Annotated in this window: 12 protein-coding genes and 1 pseudogene; 9 read left to right on the top strand and 4 right to left on the bottom strand. The window is 71.0% G+C overall.

The window, feature by feature from the left end; all coding sequences use genetic code 11:
• Window positions 1-16 precede the first annotated feature (16 nt).
• Window positions 17-1165 (bottom strand): annotated as a pseudogene (locus ACH4S8_RS24660) (adenosine deaminase); the annotation flags it as partial.
• A 368-nt stretch (window positions 1166-1533) separates the two neighbouring features.
• Between ACH4S8_RS24660 and ACH4S8_RS24655 the strand changes: the two are divergent.
• Window positions 1534-2622: a DUF4190 domain-containing protein gene (locus tag ACH4S8_RS24655; protein ID WP_398397495.1), complete on the top strand. Its 1089-nt coding sequence runs from the start codon at window positions 1534-1536 to the stop codon at window positions 2620-2622.
• 73 nt (window positions 2623-2695) lie between these two features.
• On the opposite strand, the gene ACH4S8_RS24650 is transcribed toward ACH4S8_RS24655, so the two are convergent.
• Both ACH4S8_RS24650 and ACH4S8_RS24645 read right to left on the bottom strand, forming a co-directional pair.
• Entirely contained in the window at window positions 2696-4264 is a 1569-nt protein-coding gene (locus ACH4S8_RS24650; RefSeq protein WP_398398047.1) for an MFS transporter, read from the bottom strand.
• Window positions 4265-4527: 263 nt separating this feature from the next.
• Entirely contained in the window at window positions 4528-5079 is a 552-nt protein-coding gene (locus tag ACH4S8_RS24645) for an NADAR family protein (RefSeq protein WP_398397493.1), read from the bottom strand.
• A gap of 208 nt (window positions 5080-5287) precedes the next feature.
• Here ACH4S8_RS24645 and ACH4S8_RS24640 point away from each other — a divergent pair, with 208 nt between their 5' ends.
• The 8 genes from ACH4S8_RS24640 (at window position 5288) to ACH4S8_RS24605 (ending at window position 15147) form a co-directional block, all read left to right on the top strand.
• On the top strand, window positions 5288-6814 hold the full coding sequence (locus tag ACH4S8_RS24640) for a gamma-aminobutyraldehyde dehydrogenase (protein ID WP_398397491.1): 1527 nt from the start codon (window positions 5288-5290) through the stop codon (window positions 6812-6814).
• Between the two features lie 76 nt (window positions 6815-6890).
• Window positions 6891-8138 (top strand): spermidine/putrescine ABC transporter substrate-binding protein, encoded by a 1248-nt coding sequence (locus tag ACH4S8_RS24635; protein WP_398397489.1) that lies wholly within the window; start codon window positions 6891-6893, stop codon window positions 8136-8138.
• A 5-nt stretch (window positions 8139-8143) separates the two neighbouring features.
• Entirely contained in the window at window positions 8144-9298 is a 1155-nt protein-coding gene (locus tag ACH4S8_RS24630) for an ABC transporter ATP-binding protein (RefSeq protein WP_398398045.1), read from the top strand.
• Window positions 9298-10221: an ABC transporter permease gene (locus ACH4S8_RS24625; protein WP_398397486.1), complete on the top strand. Its 924-nt coding sequence runs from the start codon at window positions 9298-9300 to the stop codon at window positions 10219-10221. The genes ACH4S8_RS24630 and ACH4S8_RS24625 overlap by 1 nt, the downstream gene beginning before the upstream one ends.
• Entirely contained in the window at window positions 10222-11022 is an 801-nt protein-coding gene (locus ACH4S8_RS24620) for an ABC transporter permease (RefSeq protein ID WP_398397484.1), read from the top strand.
• A 30-nt stretch (window positions 11023-11052) separates the two neighbouring features.
• The gene (locus ACH4S8_RS24615) at window positions 11053-12480 is read left to right on the top strand and encodes an NAD(P)/FAD-dependent oxidoreductase (RefSeq protein WP_398397482.1); all 1428 of its coding nucleotides are present in this window, start codon (window positions 11053-11055) and stop codon (window positions 12478-12480) included.
• Between the two features lie 147 nt (window positions 12481-12627).
• Window positions 12628-13086 (top strand): hypothetical protein, encoded by a 459-nt coding sequence (locus ACH4S8_RS24610; RefSeq protein WP_398397480.1) that lies wholly within the window; start codon window positions 12628-12630, stop codon window positions 13084-13086.
• Window positions 13087-13314: 228 nt separating this feature from the next.
• On the top strand, window positions 13315-15147 hold the full coding sequence (locus ACH4S8_RS24605) for a chitinase (RefSeq protein ID WP_398397478.1): 1833 nt from the start codon (window positions 13315-13317) through the stop codon (window positions 15145-15147).
• Here ACH4S8_RS24605 and ACH4S8_RS24600 read toward each other — a convergent pair.
• Entirely contained in the window at window positions 15086-15736 is a 651-nt protein-coding gene (locus ACH4S8_RS24600; protein ID WP_398397476.1) for a phosphatase PAP2 family protein, read from the bottom strand. The genes ACH4S8_RS24605 and ACH4S8_RS24600 overlap by 62 nt on opposite strands.
• Between the last annotated feature and the right edge of the window lie 188 nt (window positions 15737-15924).

Here is a 15924-nt window from a genome sequence, read left to right as displayed (position 1 = left end):
GGGCCATTGTGGTGGGTCAGAGCGCGAGCCAGGTCGCGGCGTACGTGTCGATCTCCGCGACGAGTTTCGCCTTCTCCGCCTCACCGAGGAACGACGCGTGCACCGCGTTCCCGGCGAGCTCCGCGACACCCCGCTCGTCGAGCCCGAGGAGGCGGGCGGTGACCGCGTACTCGGTGTTGAGGTCGGTGCCGAACATCGGCGGGTCGTCGGAGTTGACGGTGACCGTCACCCCGGCCGCCACGAACTCCTTGACGGGGTGCTCGTCGAGGGTGCGGACCGCGCGGGTGGCGATGTTCGAGGTCGGGCAGACCTCGAGCGCGATGCCGTGCTCGGCGAGATGGGCGAGCAGTCTCGGGTCCCGCGCGGAACTCGTGCCGTGGCCGATGCGTTCGGCGCCGAGGAAGTTCAGCGCGTCCCAGACCGTCTCCGGGCCCGTCGTCTCACCGGCGTGCGGCACCGACCGCAGTCCCGCCGCGCGGGCACGGTCGAAGTACGGCTTGAACTGGGGCCTCGGCACACCGATCTCGGGGCCGCCGAGCCCGAAGGAGACGAGCCCCTCGGGCCGCAGCCGGTCGTCGGTCGCGAGCCGCATGGTCTCCTCGGCGGCCTCCAGACCGGCCTCGCCGGGGATGTCGAAGCACCAGCGCAGGACGACGCCGAGTTCCTTCTCGGCGGCCTTGCGGGCGTCCTCGATCGCGTCCATGAAGGCGCGCTCGTCGATGCCGCGCCGGGTGGAGGACCACGGAGTGATCGTCAGCTCGGCGTAGCGCACCTGCTGGCGGGCCATGTCGCGGGCGACCTCGTACGTCAGCAGCCGGACGTCCTCGGGCGTGCGGATGAGGTCGACGACGGACAGGTACACCTCGATGAAGTGGGCGAAGTCCGTGAACGTGAAGTAGTCCGCGAGCGCCTCGGGGTCGGTCGGCACCCGGGAGTCGCGGTGGCCCGCGGCGAGTTCGGACACGATGCGCGGGGAGGCGGAGCCGACGTGGTGGACGTGGAGTTCGGCCTTGGGCAGCCCGGCGATGAAGGCGCCCAGGTCGCGGGCGTCGTCGCGTGCGGTGATGTGCTCGGTCAACGGGTTCCTCCCCGGAACGGCGTCCCCGGGTCGTGTCCGGCGGGACGCGGGTGATCGGCTGATCGACGGTTCGGGATCATCGTAGGCGGCCCCCGCCGTCCGGGCCCGGTGTGTCCGGCGCGCAGGGCGAGCGGGGCGTCGTGCGACGGTCGCGCGGCACGAGCGGGCCGTCGTCCGACGGCCGCGGGGCAAGCGGGTTGTCGTCCGACGGAGATCCACGGAGCGGCATGGGCCGTAGCATGACGGAACGTACAGGAGAGGGGACCACGCGCATGTCCGACGACGCCCAGAGCCCGACAGCCCCACGCGACGCGGGTGCGTGGGCTCCGCCGGGCGGGGCGAACCCGACGTCCGCGCGGAGCGGGTCACCTGAGCGGAGCGGGTCGGCCGGGACGAGTGCCGCGCCGGATTCCGGTCCTGCGGCGGGCTCCGGTCCTGTGCCGGATTCCGGATCCGTGGCGGAGGCGACGTCCGGCGTGGACCGCGCGCCCGGCGCCGGCCCCGATCACGAGGAACCCGCTGCCGGCCCGGATCACGGGGCGCCGGCCGCCGCCCCGGACGACACGGCCGCTCCGTCGGGCGGAGCCCGCGACGGTGATCCGGGGCCCGGGCCCGAGGAGGCCGCGCGGTGGGGGGCGGACAGCGCGTTCGACGACGGACCGGGGCACGCGGCGTCCGCATCGGCCGCCGCGTCCGGTGCCGAGCCGAAGGGTTCCGTGCCCGCGCAGGCCGCCGCGCCCTTCACCACCCCCGCCCCCGACGCCCGGATCTCCCTCGGGAAGCCGGACGCCGACGGGAGGTCCGAGTTCGATCCCTGGGCGCCGCCCGAGGAGATCGCCTCGTCCGGGGGGACCGCCCGGGGAAGTGCCGCGCCTCCGCCGGCGTACGGTCTTCCGGCGATCACCTCGATGCCCGGCGCGCCGGTCCCGCCAGGACCCGGAAGCCCCGGAGTCCCCTCCTGGGACAACCCCTTCGCGCCGCCGACGGCGAACAACCCCTTCGCGCCGCCGACGGGCCACAGTCCCTTCGCGCCGCCGGCTCCCCGCACCCCCTACCCGCAGCCCGCTCCCGGCGAGCACGTCCCGCCGCCGCCGATCGCCCCCGACGGCCCGGGCCTCCCGTACGGCTACGGCTACGGCCACCCGCAGTACCCCGGTGCTCCCGCGGGTGCCGCCTATCCGGGAGCACCGGGCTACGGCTGGCCCCTGACGCAGTCCATGCCCAGCAACGGGCTGGGAACCGCCGGGCTCGTGCTGGGCATCATCGCCGCGGTCCTGTTCATCGTGTGGCCGCTGGCGATCGTGCTGGGCGTCCTCGCCGTGATCTTCGGCCTGATCGGCCGGGCCAAGGCCCGCCGCGGTGAGGCCACGAACGCCGGGCAGGCCCTGGCCGGGGTCATCCTGGGAGCCGTCGGGCTCGTCCTCGCCGTCGCCGTGTTCGTCCTCGTCATCGCCTTCGCCCGGCACGACGGCAGCGGTGGCGCGGGCGGCGACGACGGCTTCTCGACGTGGTTGGTGGCGTCGTCGGTGGCGGACCGGCGGTGACCCGCGGCCGCCCGGCCCGCCTGCCCGCCCGCGGGTCGGCCCACGGGCGGCGTCAGTCGGCCCGCGGGCGGCGTCAGTCGGCCCGCGACGGTTCGGCCCGGCCCGTCGGCGTGTCCTGGCCCTTCGCCGCGTCCTGGTCGTCCGTCGCCGTCGACCCGCCCCGGTCTCCGGGGTGGCGCAGGGCGCAGAGGAAGCCGACGGCGAGCGCGATCGCCATGCCGTAGAAGACGTACTGATTGGCCTCGGCGAAGTCCGTCCGCACACTCGTCATCACATCGCGCATGGTCGACGCGGCGGCGCCGGTACCGGTGGGCTGCCGTGCGTCGCCGTTGCCCGTGATCGCCTGGGCGATGTCGTCGGCCACCCCGTGGGCCTGTGCCGACGACAGGCCGCGGGACTGGAGCGTCGAGACCACCTTGTCCGTCATGGTGTGGGTCAGGACGGTCCCGAAGACGGCGAGCCCCACGCTCGCCGCGTAGTTGCGGACGGTCTGGGTGATGCCGGTGACCTCGCCGTAGGAGGCGCCGATGGACCGGTTGACGGCGTCGGTGGACGCGGGCGCCAGGATGAAGCCGATACCGGCACCCGCGAGGGCGACGTACGGCCACTGGTCGTGCATGGACAGGTCGGTCAGCTTGCCGGCCCAGAGGTAGAACCCGACCGCGCCCAGGATGGTGCCGATCTTCATGGCCGGCCGGGCGCCCCGCTTGTCGAGCATGCGGCCGCCCCACTGGGAGGCGATCGCGAAGCCCGCGAAGAAGTACAGCAGGTACAGCGCCGCCTGGTTGGGCGAGGCGCTGAGGGAGACCTGCGCGTACACCGAGGCGAAGAAGAACACCGGGACGAAGGCGAGCATGGCGAAGAAGAGCACCAGGGCGTCCACGGTGAACGCCTTGTCCCGGAAGACCGCCAGGTTGACCAGCGGGTGGGCCCTGTCCCGCTCGTAGCGCCAGAAGACGATCAGGACGACGAGGCCGCCCGCGATGCAGCCCCAGGTCGCCGCGCTGTCCCAGCCCCAGGAGGCGGCCTGCTGGAATCCGAGCACGCTCAGGCCCATGCCCACCGCGATGAGCACGGCCCCGACGACGTCCAGCGACTCGTCGCGCCGCCGGTCGGGGATCTGCGCCAGCACGGTCAGGACGAGCGCCACCACGGCGACGGGCACGTTGACCCAGAAGATCGCCCGCCAGGTCCACGCCGTGAGCCAGCCGCCCAGCAGCGGGCCGATGGCCGTCAGCGCTCCCGACAGTCCGAAGAACAGTGCCAGGGCCCGGCCGCGCCGCTCCACCGGGAACACGGCCACGACCACGGCGAGTGCCGCGGGGAACAGGAGAGCGGCTCCCAGGCCCTGGGTCGCCCTGAAGACGATCAGCCAGGTCTGGGCGAAGTCTCCCTCGGGCACACAGCCGCACAGCACCGACGAGACGACGAACACGAGGGTGCCGACGACCACGACCCGGCGTGGCCCGAGCAGGTCGGCCAGCCGTCCGCCGAGGGCGAAGAACGCGGCCAGGGACAACAGGTAGGCGTTCACCACCCACTGCATCCCGGACGCCGAGAGCCCCAGCTCGCGGACGATGTCCGGTGCGGCGATGGAGACGATCGTCTGGTCGATGAACGTCATCGCCACGGCGAAGAGCATCGCCGCCAGCGCGAGCGACTGGTTCGGGGCGCGAGGCCCTGGGTGCGAGGTGTCGTTCCGCGCTGCATCGATGCCGGTCACGGGCACAGTCTCAGCCGGATCACCCGCCGTCGCATCCGGGTGGCCGCGCTGTCGGGCCCGCGCGCGGCCGTGGCGATGGGCACCTGCGGAGCCGCGTCGCCCGGCGCGCCGAGGCCGGCGACCGCCGCGCGCACCCGGAGGGCGAGCCGGCCGGGCCCGGCGTCCCCTGCTGAGCCCAGCGGCTAGCGAAGCCGCTCGCGTGCCTCCATCAGGGCGAAGCCCAGCAGGTTCTCGCCCCGCCAGCGGCGGGGGTCGAAGGCGCCCTGGTCGGTGGCGGCGAGTCCGATGCCCCAGACCCGGTCCATGGGGCTCGCCTCGACCAGCACCCGCCCGCCCGTGCCCAGCAGGAACGCCCGCAGGGCGGGGTCAGCGGCGAACTTGTGGACGCTGCCCTCGACGACGATCCCGAACCGCTCGCGCCCCCACACCGCCTCGTCGAAGCCGCGCACCAGCCGCCCCGCCTTCTTGGCGAGCGCAGGGTTCGCCGCGCCGACGGCCTGGCGCTCTGCCTCGGCGTCCCCGAACAGGCGCGCCTTGGAGGCCATCATCCAGTGTTCCGCCGTCGCGTATTCGACCCCTTCGACCACGAAGGGTGACGGCCACCATTGGCTGAGACAGCTCGGTCCCACCGTGCCGTCCGCTCTCGGGCGGTGCCCCCAGAAGTGCAGGTACTTCACCGGCGTCCCCGACGCGACAGCAGTGACCAGCGCGTCCCGTGTATCGATCTTCCCCATGCACGCCACTGTGGCACGCACCACTGACACACCGTCCCGCCTTTTCCGGGAGGACTCGACACCTGGTCAAAGGATTCCGTCGCGTAACCAAAAGGCAACAACGGAATCACTTGTTGGAGTCCATCGGCTCTGTCAGGATCGGCACTCAAATCGAGCTGGAGCTACGCCGACCCTCGTCTCGACGGGGAGGACGGCGGAGGAGAGCGACATGCACAATCCGGGCCATCGCTTCCAGGCGCAGGAACGCCTCGCGGACGGCGCGCAGTTCATCGGAGGCCGCCTGACGAAGGGCACCTCCGGCCGGACGCACGCGGTCGTGAACCCCGCCACCGGCGAGGAGGTGTACACGTACGAGCTGGCGAGCACCGCCGACGTGGACGCGGCCGTCGCGGCCGCCCGCGCGGCGTTCCCCGGCTGGGCGGCCACCACCCCCGGAGAGCGGTCCGACGCGCTGCACCGGTTCGCCGCCGTGCTCGCCGAGCGGGCCGAGGAGTTCGCCCGGGCCGAGTCGCTGCAGTGCGGAAAGCCCCTCAAGCTGACCCGCGAGTTCGACGTCCCGGGAACCATCGACAACACCGCGTTCTTCGCGGGCGCCGCCCGGCATCTGCAGGGCCAGTCGGCCGGTGAGTACTCCGGCGACCACACCTCGTACGTGCGCCGCGAGCCCATCGGTGTCATCGGCTCCATCGCGCCCTGGAACTACCCGCTCCAGATGGCCGCCTGGAAGATCCTCCCGGCGATCGCGGCCGGCAACACGATCGTGCTGAAGCCCGCCGAACTGACCCCGCTCACCTCCCTGCTGTTCGCCGAGGCGGCCACCCACGCGGGCATCCCGGACGGTGTCGTCAACATCGTCACGGGGCTGGGCAAGGAGGCCGGGGAGCACCTCGTCGGACACCCCGACGTCGCCATGACGTCCTTCACCGGGTCGACGGCCGTCGGCAAGCGTGTCGCCGAGATCGCCACCTCGACCGTCAAGCGCCTGCACCTGGAACTCGGCGGCAAGGCGCCCTTCCTCGTCTTCGACGACGCGGATCTGGAGGCCGCCGTGCAGGGCGCGGTCGCCGGATCGCTCATCAACACCGGCCAGGACTGCACCGCCGCCACGCGCGCGTACGTGCAACGGCCGCTCTACGACGCCTTCGTGGAGCGCACCGCGGCGCTGATGGCGAGCGTCCGCGTGGGCGACCCGTTCGCGTCCGGCACCGACCTCGGCCCGCTGATCTCGCACGCCCAGCGCGACCGTGTCGCCGGATTCGTCGACCGGGCCCGCGGCTACGCGCGCGTGGTGACCGGCGGCGAGGCTCCGCAGGGAGAACTCAAGAGCGGCGCGTACTACGCGCCCACGCTCGTCGCCGACGCCGCGCAGGACAGCGAGATCGTGCAGGCCGAGATCTTCGGCCCGGTCCTCGTGGTGCTCCCGTTCGACAGCGACGACGAGGGCATCGCGCTGGCCAACGACACTCCGTACGGACTCGCCGCCTCCGCCTGGAGCCGTGACGTCTACCGGGCCAACCGCGCGACCCGTGAGATCAAGGCCGGCTGCGTGTGGGTCAACGACCACATCCCGATCATCAGCGAGATGCCGCACGGCGGTTACAAGGCATCCGGCTTCGGCAAGGACATGTCCGCCTACTCCTTCGAGGAGTACACACAGGTCAAGCACGTCATGTTCGACAACACCGCGGTCGCCAGGAAGGACTGGCACCGCACGGTCTTCGGGGACCGGCCGTAGACCGTCCACCGGCTACGGCCCAGTGGCAGACCAGGCCGCGACCACGGCCGCGACCCATCCGAAAGGGCATCAGAGCATGGAGCAGTACGAGCCCGAACGCCTGTCCCCGGTGCAACTGGCCGCCATGCGGCGCAGCCTCCGCAGTGGCAGGGCGTCCCTCACCCGTCGTTCACTGCTGCGCGCCTCGGCGGGCGGCGCTCTGGCCGTCGGCGGATTCGGGGCGTTGACCGGCTGCGGGATCCCCGCCGCCGGCAGGACCCAGGGCGGCACGTCCGCCCAGGACCACTCGGCCACGGAGAAGACCCTCAACTTCTCCAACTGGACCGAGTACATCGACCTCGACGACAGCGGCAAGCACCACCCGACGCTGGACACCTTCCGCAAGCGGACCGGTATCTCGGTGAAGTACACCGAGGACATCAACGACAACAACGAGTTCTTCGCCAAGATCAAGCCGCAGCTCGCCGCGGGCCAGGAAACCGGCCGCGACCTGATGGTCCTCACCGACTGGCTGGCCGCGCGCGTGATCCGGCTGGGCTGGGTGCAGAAACTGGACCCGTCCAACCTGCCGCACGCCTACACCAACCTGTCGCCGCAGTTCCGCAACCCCGACTGGGACCCGGGACGCGCCTACTCGTACCCGTGGCAGGGCATCCCCACCATCGTCGCCTTCAACAAGAAGGCGCTCGACGGGATCGAGGTGAAGTCGGTCTCCGACCTCCTCGACAACCCGAAGCTGAAGGGCCGGGTCTCGTTCCTGTCCGAGATGCGCGACACCATGGGCATGACCCTGCTCGACATGGGCAAGGACCCGGCGAAGTTCACCGACGACGACTTCGACGCGGCGATCGCCCGGCTCCAGAAGGCCGTCGACAAGGGCCAGATCCGCCGCTTCACGGGCAACGACTACACGTCCGACCTGACCAAGGGCGACATCGCGGCCTGTGTCGCCTGGGCCGGCGACATCGTCCAGCTCAAGAACGACAGCCCGGACGTCGACTTCGTCATCCCCGACAGCGGCTACATGACGTCGACCGACAACCTGCTGGTCCCCAACAAGGCGCGTCACAAGACGAACGCCGAGAGGCTGATCGACTTCTACTACGAGCCTCAGCAGGCCGCCGAGCTCGCCGCGTACATCAACTACGCGACTCCGGTCGAAGGCGTGAAGCCCTACCTTGCCAAGATCGACCAGGACGCGGCGAACAACCCGCTGATCGTCCCCGACAAGGCCATGCAGGCCAGGTCCCACTCCTTCCGGGCGCTGAGCCAGAAGGAAGAGACGGCCTACGAAGAGAAGTTCGCGAAGCTCACAGGGGCGTGACGATGATGACGACAGAGAACAGCGGCGACGTCCGCCTCACCGGGATCAGCAAGACCTACGACAACGGCTTCACCGCCGTGCAACCGCTCGACCTGACCGTGCCGCAGGGTTCGTTCTTCGCCCTGCTCGGCGCCTCGGGCTGCGGCAAGACCACCACCCTGCGCATGATCGCCGGTCTGGAGGAACCCTCCTCCGGCACCGTGCACCTCGGCGACCAGGAGGTGACGTACCTGCCGCCCTACAAGCGGCCGGTGAACACCGTCTTCCAGTCGTACGCGCTCTTCCCGCACCTGGACATCTTCGAGAACGTCGCCTTCGGCCTGCGCCGGCGCGGGATCAAGAGCGTCAAGAAGCAGGTCGACGAGATGCTCGACCTCGTCCAGCTCGGCGAGCAGGCACGCAAGAAACCCCACCAGCTCTCCGGCGGCCAGCAGCAGCGTGTCGCGGTCGCCCGCGCGCTGATCAACCACCCCAAGGTGCTGCTCCTGGACGAGCCGCTGGGCGCCCTCGACCTCAAGCTGCGCCGTCAGATGCAGCTGGAGCTCAAGCGGATCCAGACCGAGGTCGGCATCACCTTCGTGCACGTCACGCACGACCAGGAGGAGGCCATGACCATGGCCGACACGGTCGCCGTGATGAACGCGGGCCGTGTCGAACAGCTCGGCGCGCCCGCCGACCTCTACGAGAACCCGCAGACCACGTTCGTCGCCAACTTCCTCGGCACCTCGAACCTCATCGAGGCCGAGGTCGACTCCAGGAGCGGCGCGGACATCGTCCTGAAGGCGGGCGGCGGCAAGCTGGTGCTGCCCGAGGCACGCTGTTCCGCCCCGGCGCGCACCGGCGGCAAGGTGCTCGTCGGCGTCCGCCCGGAGAAGATCTCCCTCACGCACGCCGACGACGCGGGCGAGATACCCGCCGGCCGCAACCGGATCACCGGCAAGATCGCCGACTCGAGCTTCATCGGCGTCTCCACGCAGTACGTCATCGACAGCGCCGTCTGCCCCGAGTTCGAGGTCTACGCCCAGAACGTCGACCGGGACTCCCGGCTGGTCCCCGGCGCGGACGTCGTCCTGCACTGGAGCCCGGCGCACACCTTCGGCCTCGACGCGGCCCAGGACATCGACGCGGGCGTCGACACGGCCGAGGAGGAGGCCGCCTGATGGCCGTCGTCACCGAGGCGCCACCCGTGACGCCGATCCCCGAGAAGAAGCCGCCGCGCAAGCGCGGCAGATGGACCCCGTACTGGCTGCTGCTGCCCGGCCTGCTCTGGCTGGTCGTCTTCTTCGCGCTGCCGATGATCTACCAGGCCTCCACGTCCGTGCAGACGGGCTCCCTGGAGGAGGGCTACAAGGTCACCTGGCACTTCGCGACCTACTGGGACTCGCTCGCCGAGTACTGGCCGCAGTTCCTGCGCTCGGTCTCCTACGCGGCCGCCGCCACGGTCCTGTGCCTGCTGCTCGGCTACCCGCTGGCGTACCTGATCGCCTTCCGGGCGGGCCGCTGGCGCAACCTGATCATGATCCTGGTGATCGCGCCCTTCTTCACCAGCTTCCTGATCCGCACCCTGGCCTGGAAGACGATCCTCGCCGACAACGGCCCGGTCGTGCACACGCTGAACTCGCTGCACGTCCTGGCCGCCACGGACTGGCTCGGCTGGACGGCCGGCGACCGCGTCCTCGCGACACCGCTCGCCGTCGTGTGCGGTCTGACGTACAACTTCCTGCCGTTCATGATCCTGCCGCTCTACACCTCGCTGGAGCGCATCGACGGCCGGCTGCACGAGGCCGCGGGCGACCTGTACGCCAGGCCCTGGACGACCTTCCGCAAGGTCACCTTCCCGCTGTCGATGCCGGGCGTGGTCTCCGGAACACTGCTCACCTTCATTCCGGCGGCCGGCGACTACGTCAACGCGGAACTGCTCGGCTCGACCGACACCCGCATGATCGGCAACGTCATCCAGACCCAGTTCCTGAGGATCCTGGACTATCCGACGGCCGCCGCTCTCTCCTTCATCCTCATGGCCGCGATCCTTCTCATGGTCACGGTCTACATCCGCCGGTCCGGGACGGAGGACCTGGTCTAAATGCCCTTCGTCAACTGGCTCAAGCGCCATCTCGTCGTCATCGCGGGACTGACGACGCTCGCCTATCTGCTGCTGCCCAACATCGTCGTCACCGTGTTCTCCTTCAACAAGCCGAAGGGGCGCTTCAACTACGAGTGGCAGCAGTTCTCCCTGGACGCCTGGAAGGACCCGTGCGGCGTCGCCGACATGTGCGGCTCGCTCGGGCTCAGCCTCCAGATCGCCGTCTGGGCGACGATCGGGGCCACCGCCCTCGGCACGATGATCGCCTTCGCGCTGGTCCGCTACCGCTTCCGCGCGCGCGGCGCCGTGAACTCGCTGATCTTCCTGCCGATGGCGATGCCCGAGGTCGTCATGGCCGCCTCGCTGCTCACCCTGTTCCTCAACATGGGCGCCCAGCTCGGCTTCTGGACGATCCTGATCGCCCACATCATGTTCTGCCTCAGCTTCGTCGTCACGGCCGTCAAGGCCCGTGTCATGTCGATGGACCCGAGGCTGGAACAGGCGGCCCAGGACCTCTACGCCGGCCCGGCGCAGACGTTCCTGCGGGTCACCCTGCCCATCGCGGCCCCCGGGATCGCCGCGGGCGCGCTGCTCGCCTTCGCGCTCTCCTTCGACGATTTCATCATCACCAATTTCAACGCGGGCTCGACCGTCACGTTCCCCATGTTCGTCTGGGGTTCGGCACAGCGCGGAACACCCGTTCAGATCAATGTCATCGGTACGGCCATGTTCCTCGTCGCCGTCCTGTTCGTCCTGTCCGGAATGGTCATCGGAAACCGCCGGAACAGGCAGAAGGCATAACGCCCGTCACCCTTGTAGGGAGTTGAAATCATGGCCCCAAGCGCCATGACCCGTGGTAATCAGTGGACGAAATCCCTTTCCGACGCCCAGCCGGTCCCGTACTGGCTGGACGACCCCGGCAAACCCCACCCCGAGCCCGCGCTCACCGGCGCCGAGACCTGCGACCTGCTCGTCGTCGGCGGCGGTTACAGCGGACTGTGGACCGCGCTGATCGCCAAGGAGCGCGACCCCGGGCGGGATGTCGTCCTGCTGGAAGGGCGCGAGGTGGGCTGGGCCGCCTCGGGCCGCAACGGCGGCTTCTGCGCCGCCTCCCTCACCCACGGTCTGTCCAACGGGCTCACCCGCTGGCCGGACGAGATCGGGAAGCTGGAGGAGCTGGGCGCCCGCAACCTCGACGAGATCGAGGCGGCCGTCGCCCGTTACTCCCTCGACTGCGACTTCGAGCGCAGCGGTGAGATCGACGTCGCCACCGAGCCGCACCAGGCGGCCGAACTGCGCGAGTGGCACCAGGAGCTGGAGCGGCAGGGCCTCGCCGACGGCATCGAGTTCCTCGACACCGCGGCGGTCCGGGAACAGGTCGACTCCCCGACCTTCCTGGCCGGGCTGCACGACCGCCGCGGGGTCGCCATGCTCCACCCGGCCAAGCTGGCCTGGGGCCTCAAGCGCGCGTGCATCGAGCTCGGCGTGCGGGTGTACGAGCACACGCCCGCCCTCGACCTGAAGCCGGCCGGTGCCGGCATGGCCGTCCGTACCCCGTACGGCTCGGTCCGTGCCCGCCGCGTGGCCCTCGGCACCAACATCTTTCCCAACCTGGTCAAGCGCGTTCGCCCGTACACCGTCCCGGTCTACGACTACGCGCTCATGACCGAGCCGCTCACCGCCGACCAGCTCGCCTCCATCGGCTGGAAGAACCGCCAGGGACTCGGCGACTCGGCGAACCAGTTCCACTACTTCCGGCTGTCGGCCGACAACCGGATCCTGTGGGGCGGCTACGACGCGATCTACCCGTACGGCGGCCGGGTGCGCGCCGAGTACGACGACCGCCCGGAGACGTACGCCAAGCTCGCCGAGCACTTCTTCACCTGCTTCCCGCAGCTGGAGGGCGTCCGCTTCTCGCACGCCTGGGGCGGGGCGATCGACACCTGCTCCCGCTTCTCGGCGTTCTTCGGCGGCGCGCACCGGGGCAAGGTCGCCTACGCGGCCGGCTACACGGGCCTCGGTGTGGGCGCCACCCGGTTCGGGGCGGAGGTGATGCTCGACCTGCTGGCGGGGGAGCGGACCGAACGCACCGAGCTGGAGATGGTCCGCAGGAAGCCGCTGCCGTTCCCGCCCGAGCCCTTCGCCTGGACCGGCATCGCGCTCACCAAGTGGTCGCTGGCCCGCGCGGACACCCATGGCGGCCGTCGCAATCTGTGGCTGAAGACGATGGACAAGCTGGGCCTCGGCTTCGACAGCTGACGCCTGACAGCCGACAGCCGACAGCACGAGCGTGGGCGGAGTTATTCGAATTTCTGTCAACGCGTGGCCGGAACCCGCGTAATGCACGACCTGAACCTCCCTCTCCTCTGTGACGCGACCGCGTCGACATGAGAGGGAGGTTCCGTCATGACAGAGCCCAAGGCGGCGGTCGAGTGGCTGGCATCCGTGGCTCCGGACCCCGAGGCCTGCCGCTGGGAGTGGGAGCGCAGTCCGCGCGGGGTCGCGCTGCTGCCCGCGGGGCGGGCCTGGGACGTCCTGATCCTGCCGGCCGAACTCGGCTATCCGACCCTCGACGTGCTGACCCGGGTGCTCGACCAGCCCGGGCCGGTGCTCGTCGACTTCGGCGACGCCCGGATGGGCTTCTTCGTGCCCGCGGGCACCGCGGCCCGGTGGCTGGGCACGGGGGTGCGCACGGCGGGCCACGGCACCTGGATCGTGGTGCCGTATCCCGGGCGGGCGACCGGAGGGGTCCGCTGGCTGGTCCCGCCGGACGGCTCGGGCACGCTCACGGACCCGGCGCTGCTCGAACTGGCCATGCACGAGGCCGCGGCCGGTCTCGCCCGGAAAGGGGACCGGCGGGGGTGAGGAGGAGGCCGGCGGCGGGTGAGGGGCCGGTTCCGGCGGCGGTCCCGGTGAGGGGAGCCGAGGGGGCCGACGGCGATCCCTGCCAGGGGCCGTTCCGGCGGCGGCGCGGGGGCCGCTCCGGTGGAACGGCGAACTCCGTTGCCTGCCGGGGGACTTGACAACCGAATTGGTCTGGACCAAGTTGGGCGCGCGTTCCCTCCTCCAACTCCCCCATGCCCGGAGGCAGTCATGGACCCCACCCGACCCGGCAGACCCCTCGCGCACCGTCGCCGCCGGCTGCTCGCCGCCTGTACGGCCACCGTCCTGGCCGTGCCAGGCCTCGTCGCGCTCTCGTCGGCCGCCCGCGCGGCCGACGCCGACCTCGCCCGCAACGGCGGCTTCGAGTCGGGGCTGGGCAACTGGACCTGCACGGCGTCGACGATCGTCAACTCGCCAGTGCACGGCGGAAGTTCGGCGATGATGGCGACCCCGGCCGGCAGCGACTACGCGCAGTGCTCGCAGACCGTGACGGTGAAGCCCGACGCGCAGTACACCCTCTCCGGCTACGTCCGCGGCGCTTACGTCTACCTCGGCGCGAGCGGCACCGGCACCACCGACGTCAGCACCTGGACCCCGTCCGCCGCCGACTGGCAGCAGCTCAGCACCACCTTCCGCACCGGCGCCGCCACCACCCAGGTCACGATCTACACGCACGGCTGGTACGGCACCGGCGCCTACTGGGCCGACGACCTCTCCCTCACCGGCCCCGGCGTCGACGCGGGCCAGCCGCCTGCCGCGCCCGCCGGTCTGAAGACCGGCACGGTCACCTCCTCGTCGGTCGGCCTGTCCTGGACGGCGGTGTCCGGCGCGACCGGCTACAACGTCTACCGCGACGGGGCGAAGGTCCAGACGGCCACCGGAACCTCGGCCACCGTGAGCGGACTCGCCGCCTCCACCGCCTACTCCTTCCAGGTCGCCGCGACCAACGACGCGGGCGAGTCCGCGAAGTCGGCGGCCGTCACCGCGACCACCTCGGCGGGTTCCGGGGGTGGTGGCGGCTCCTCCGACCTGCCCGCGCACGCGCTCGTCGGCTACCTCCACGCGAGCTTCGCCAACGGCGCCGGATACACGCGCATGGCCGACGTGCCCGACAGCTGGGACGTCATCGACCTGGCGTTCGGCGAACCGACCTCGGTCACCTCGGGCGACATCCGCTTCAACCGCTGCCCGGTCACCGAGTGCCCCACGGTGGAGAGCGACGCGGACTTCAAAGCCGCGATCAAGGCCAAGCAGGCGGCCGGCAAGAAGGTGCTGATCTCGATCGGCGGCCAGAACGGACAGGTCCAGCTGACCACCGCGGCCGCCCGCGACACCTTCGTCTCCTCGGTCTCGAAGATCATCGACACCTACGGCCTGGACGGCCTGGACATCGACTTCGAGGGCCACTCGCTCTCCCTGGACGCGAGCGACACGAACTTCAAGAGCCCGACCACCCCGGTGATCGTCAACCTCATCTCGGCCCTGAAGACCCTGAAGGCCAAGTACGGTTCGAAGTTCGTCCTGAGCATGGCGCCGGAGACGTTCTTCGTCCAGCTCGGGTACCAGTACTACGGCACGGGGAAGTGGGGCGGCCAGGACCCGCGCGCCGGAGCGTACCTCCCGGTGATCTACGCCCTGCGCGACGACCTGACCCTGCTGCACGTCCAGGACTACAACTCCGGGTCGATCATGGGCCTCGACAACCAGTACCACTCCATGGGCGGCGCCGACTTCCACATCGCGATGACCGACATGCTGCTGACCGGCTTCCCGGTGGCGGGCGACGCGAACAACGTCTTCCCGCCCCTGCGCCCGGACCAGATAGCCATCGGCATGCCCGCCACCACGAACGCCGGCAACGGCTACGTGTCCCCGGCCGAGGTCACCAAGACCCTGAACTGCCTGACGAAGAGGACCGACTGCGGCTCGTACGCGACCCACGGCACCTGGCCGGGTCTGCGCGGCCTGATGACATGGTCGGTCAACTGGGACCGGTTCGGAGGCTGGGAGTTCTCGCGGAACTTCGACGCGTACTTCGGCTGAGGAAGAGCCACAGACAGGACAGCAGCATCGCGCAGAGGCACCAACTGGCCACGACGTCCAGTGGCCAGTGGTAGCCGCGCCGGGCCAGACCGAAGGCCACGCCCGCGTTCAGGGCCGCGCAGACGCACAGCAGCGCGCCCCGGGCACCTGCGGTGCGGAGCTGGGGGAGGAGGAGCAGGGTCGCCGCGCCGTACGCGACGACGGCGGTGGCGGTGTGCCCCGAGGGATAGAAGCCGGTGCCGGGTCCCATGACCGGGGGGCCCGGCCGGGCGACGAGTTCCTTCAGGGGCACGATCACCGCGGGGACGAGGGCCATCAGGACCGCGGCGGCGGCGGGGGGCAGCCACCATCGGTCCAGACCGGCGGCGCGGTTCCGCAGGGCGACGAAGAACAGCGCCAGGGCGAGGACCGGAACCGCCACCTGGACGCTGCCCAGGTCGGCGAGCAGTTCGGAGAACCGGTCCGGGTGGACGAGAGCGCCGCTCAGCCGCTCGTCCAGGCGCACGAGCGGGCCGCCCGCCACGACCTGCCAGGTGATGAGCGTGAAGCACAGGGCGGGCAGGGCGGACATCAGAGGAGCGCGGGGCATGGGGGACAGCGTGCCATTGCCGGAAGCCGCCGCGGAGCAGGACACCGGCGCAAGACAGGGAGTCGGGCGCCCCCGCCCCGGGGGGGGGGGGGGGGGGGGGCGCCCCCCCCCGCGCGGCCCCCCCCCCCCCCGGGGGCGGGGGGGGGGGGCGGCCGCCCGGGGGGGGGGAACCGCGCCCCACCCGACCC

Origin of the sequence: Streptomyces sp. NPDC021080 (assembly GCF_044333225.1) — a bacterium.
In the GTDB taxonomy this organism is placed as follows: domain Bacteria; phylum Actinomycetota; class Actinomycetes; order Streptomycetales; family Streptomycetaceae; genus Streptomyces.
The sequence above is the reverse complement of the archived record's forward strand: the minus strand, read 5'-3'. Positions and strand labels throughout refer to the sequence as shown.

Bases quoted from the DNA above. Each gene is read 5' to 3' on its own strand.
- ACH4S8_RS24600 (WP_398397476.1), bottom strand. From the start codon at position 15,736: ATGCCCCGCGCTCCTCTGATGTCCGCCCTGCCCGCCCTGTGCTTCACG.
- ACH4S8_RS24610 (WP_398397480.1), top strand. From the start codon at position 12,628: ATGACAGAGCCCAAGGCGGCGGTCGAGTGGCTGGCATCCGTGGCTCCG.
- ACH4S8_RS24625 (WP_398397486.1), top strand. From the start codon at position 9,298: ATGGCCGTCGTCACCGAGGCGCCACCCGTGACGCCGATCCCCGAGAAG.
- ACH4S8_RS24645 (WP_398397493.1), bottom strand. From the start codon at position 5,079: ATGGGGAAGATCGATACACGGGACGCGCTGGTCACTGCTGTCGCGTCG.
- ACH4S8_RS24650 (WP_398398047.1), bottom strand. From the start codon at position 4,264: ATGCTCTTCGCCGTGGCGATGACGTTCATCGACCAGACGATCGTCTCC.
- ACH4S8_RS24635 (WP_398397489.1), top strand. From the start codon at position 6,891: ATGGAGCAGTACGAGCCCGAACGCCTGTCCCCGGTGCAACTGGCCGCC.
- ACH4S8_RS24640 (WP_398397491.1), top strand. From the start codon at position 5,288: ATGCACAATCCGGGCCATCGCTTCCAGGCGCAGGAACGCCTCGCGGAC.
- ACH4S8_RS24630 (WP_398398045.1), top strand. From the start codon at position 8,144: ATGACGACAGAGAACAGCGGCGACGTCCGCCTCACCGGGATCAGCAAG.
- ACH4S8_RS24615 (WP_398397482.1), top strand. From the start codon at position 11,053: ATGGCCCCAAGCGCCATGACCCGTGGTAATCAGTGGACGAAATCCCTT.
- ACH4S8_RS24605 (WP_398397478.1), top strand. From the start codon at position 13,315: ATGGACCCCACCCGACCCGGCAGACCCCTCGCGCACCGTCGCCGCCGG.
- ACH4S8_RS24620 (WP_398397484.1), top strand. From the start codon at position 10,222: ATGCCCTTCGTCAACTGGCTCAAGCGCCATCTCGTCGTCATCGCGGGA.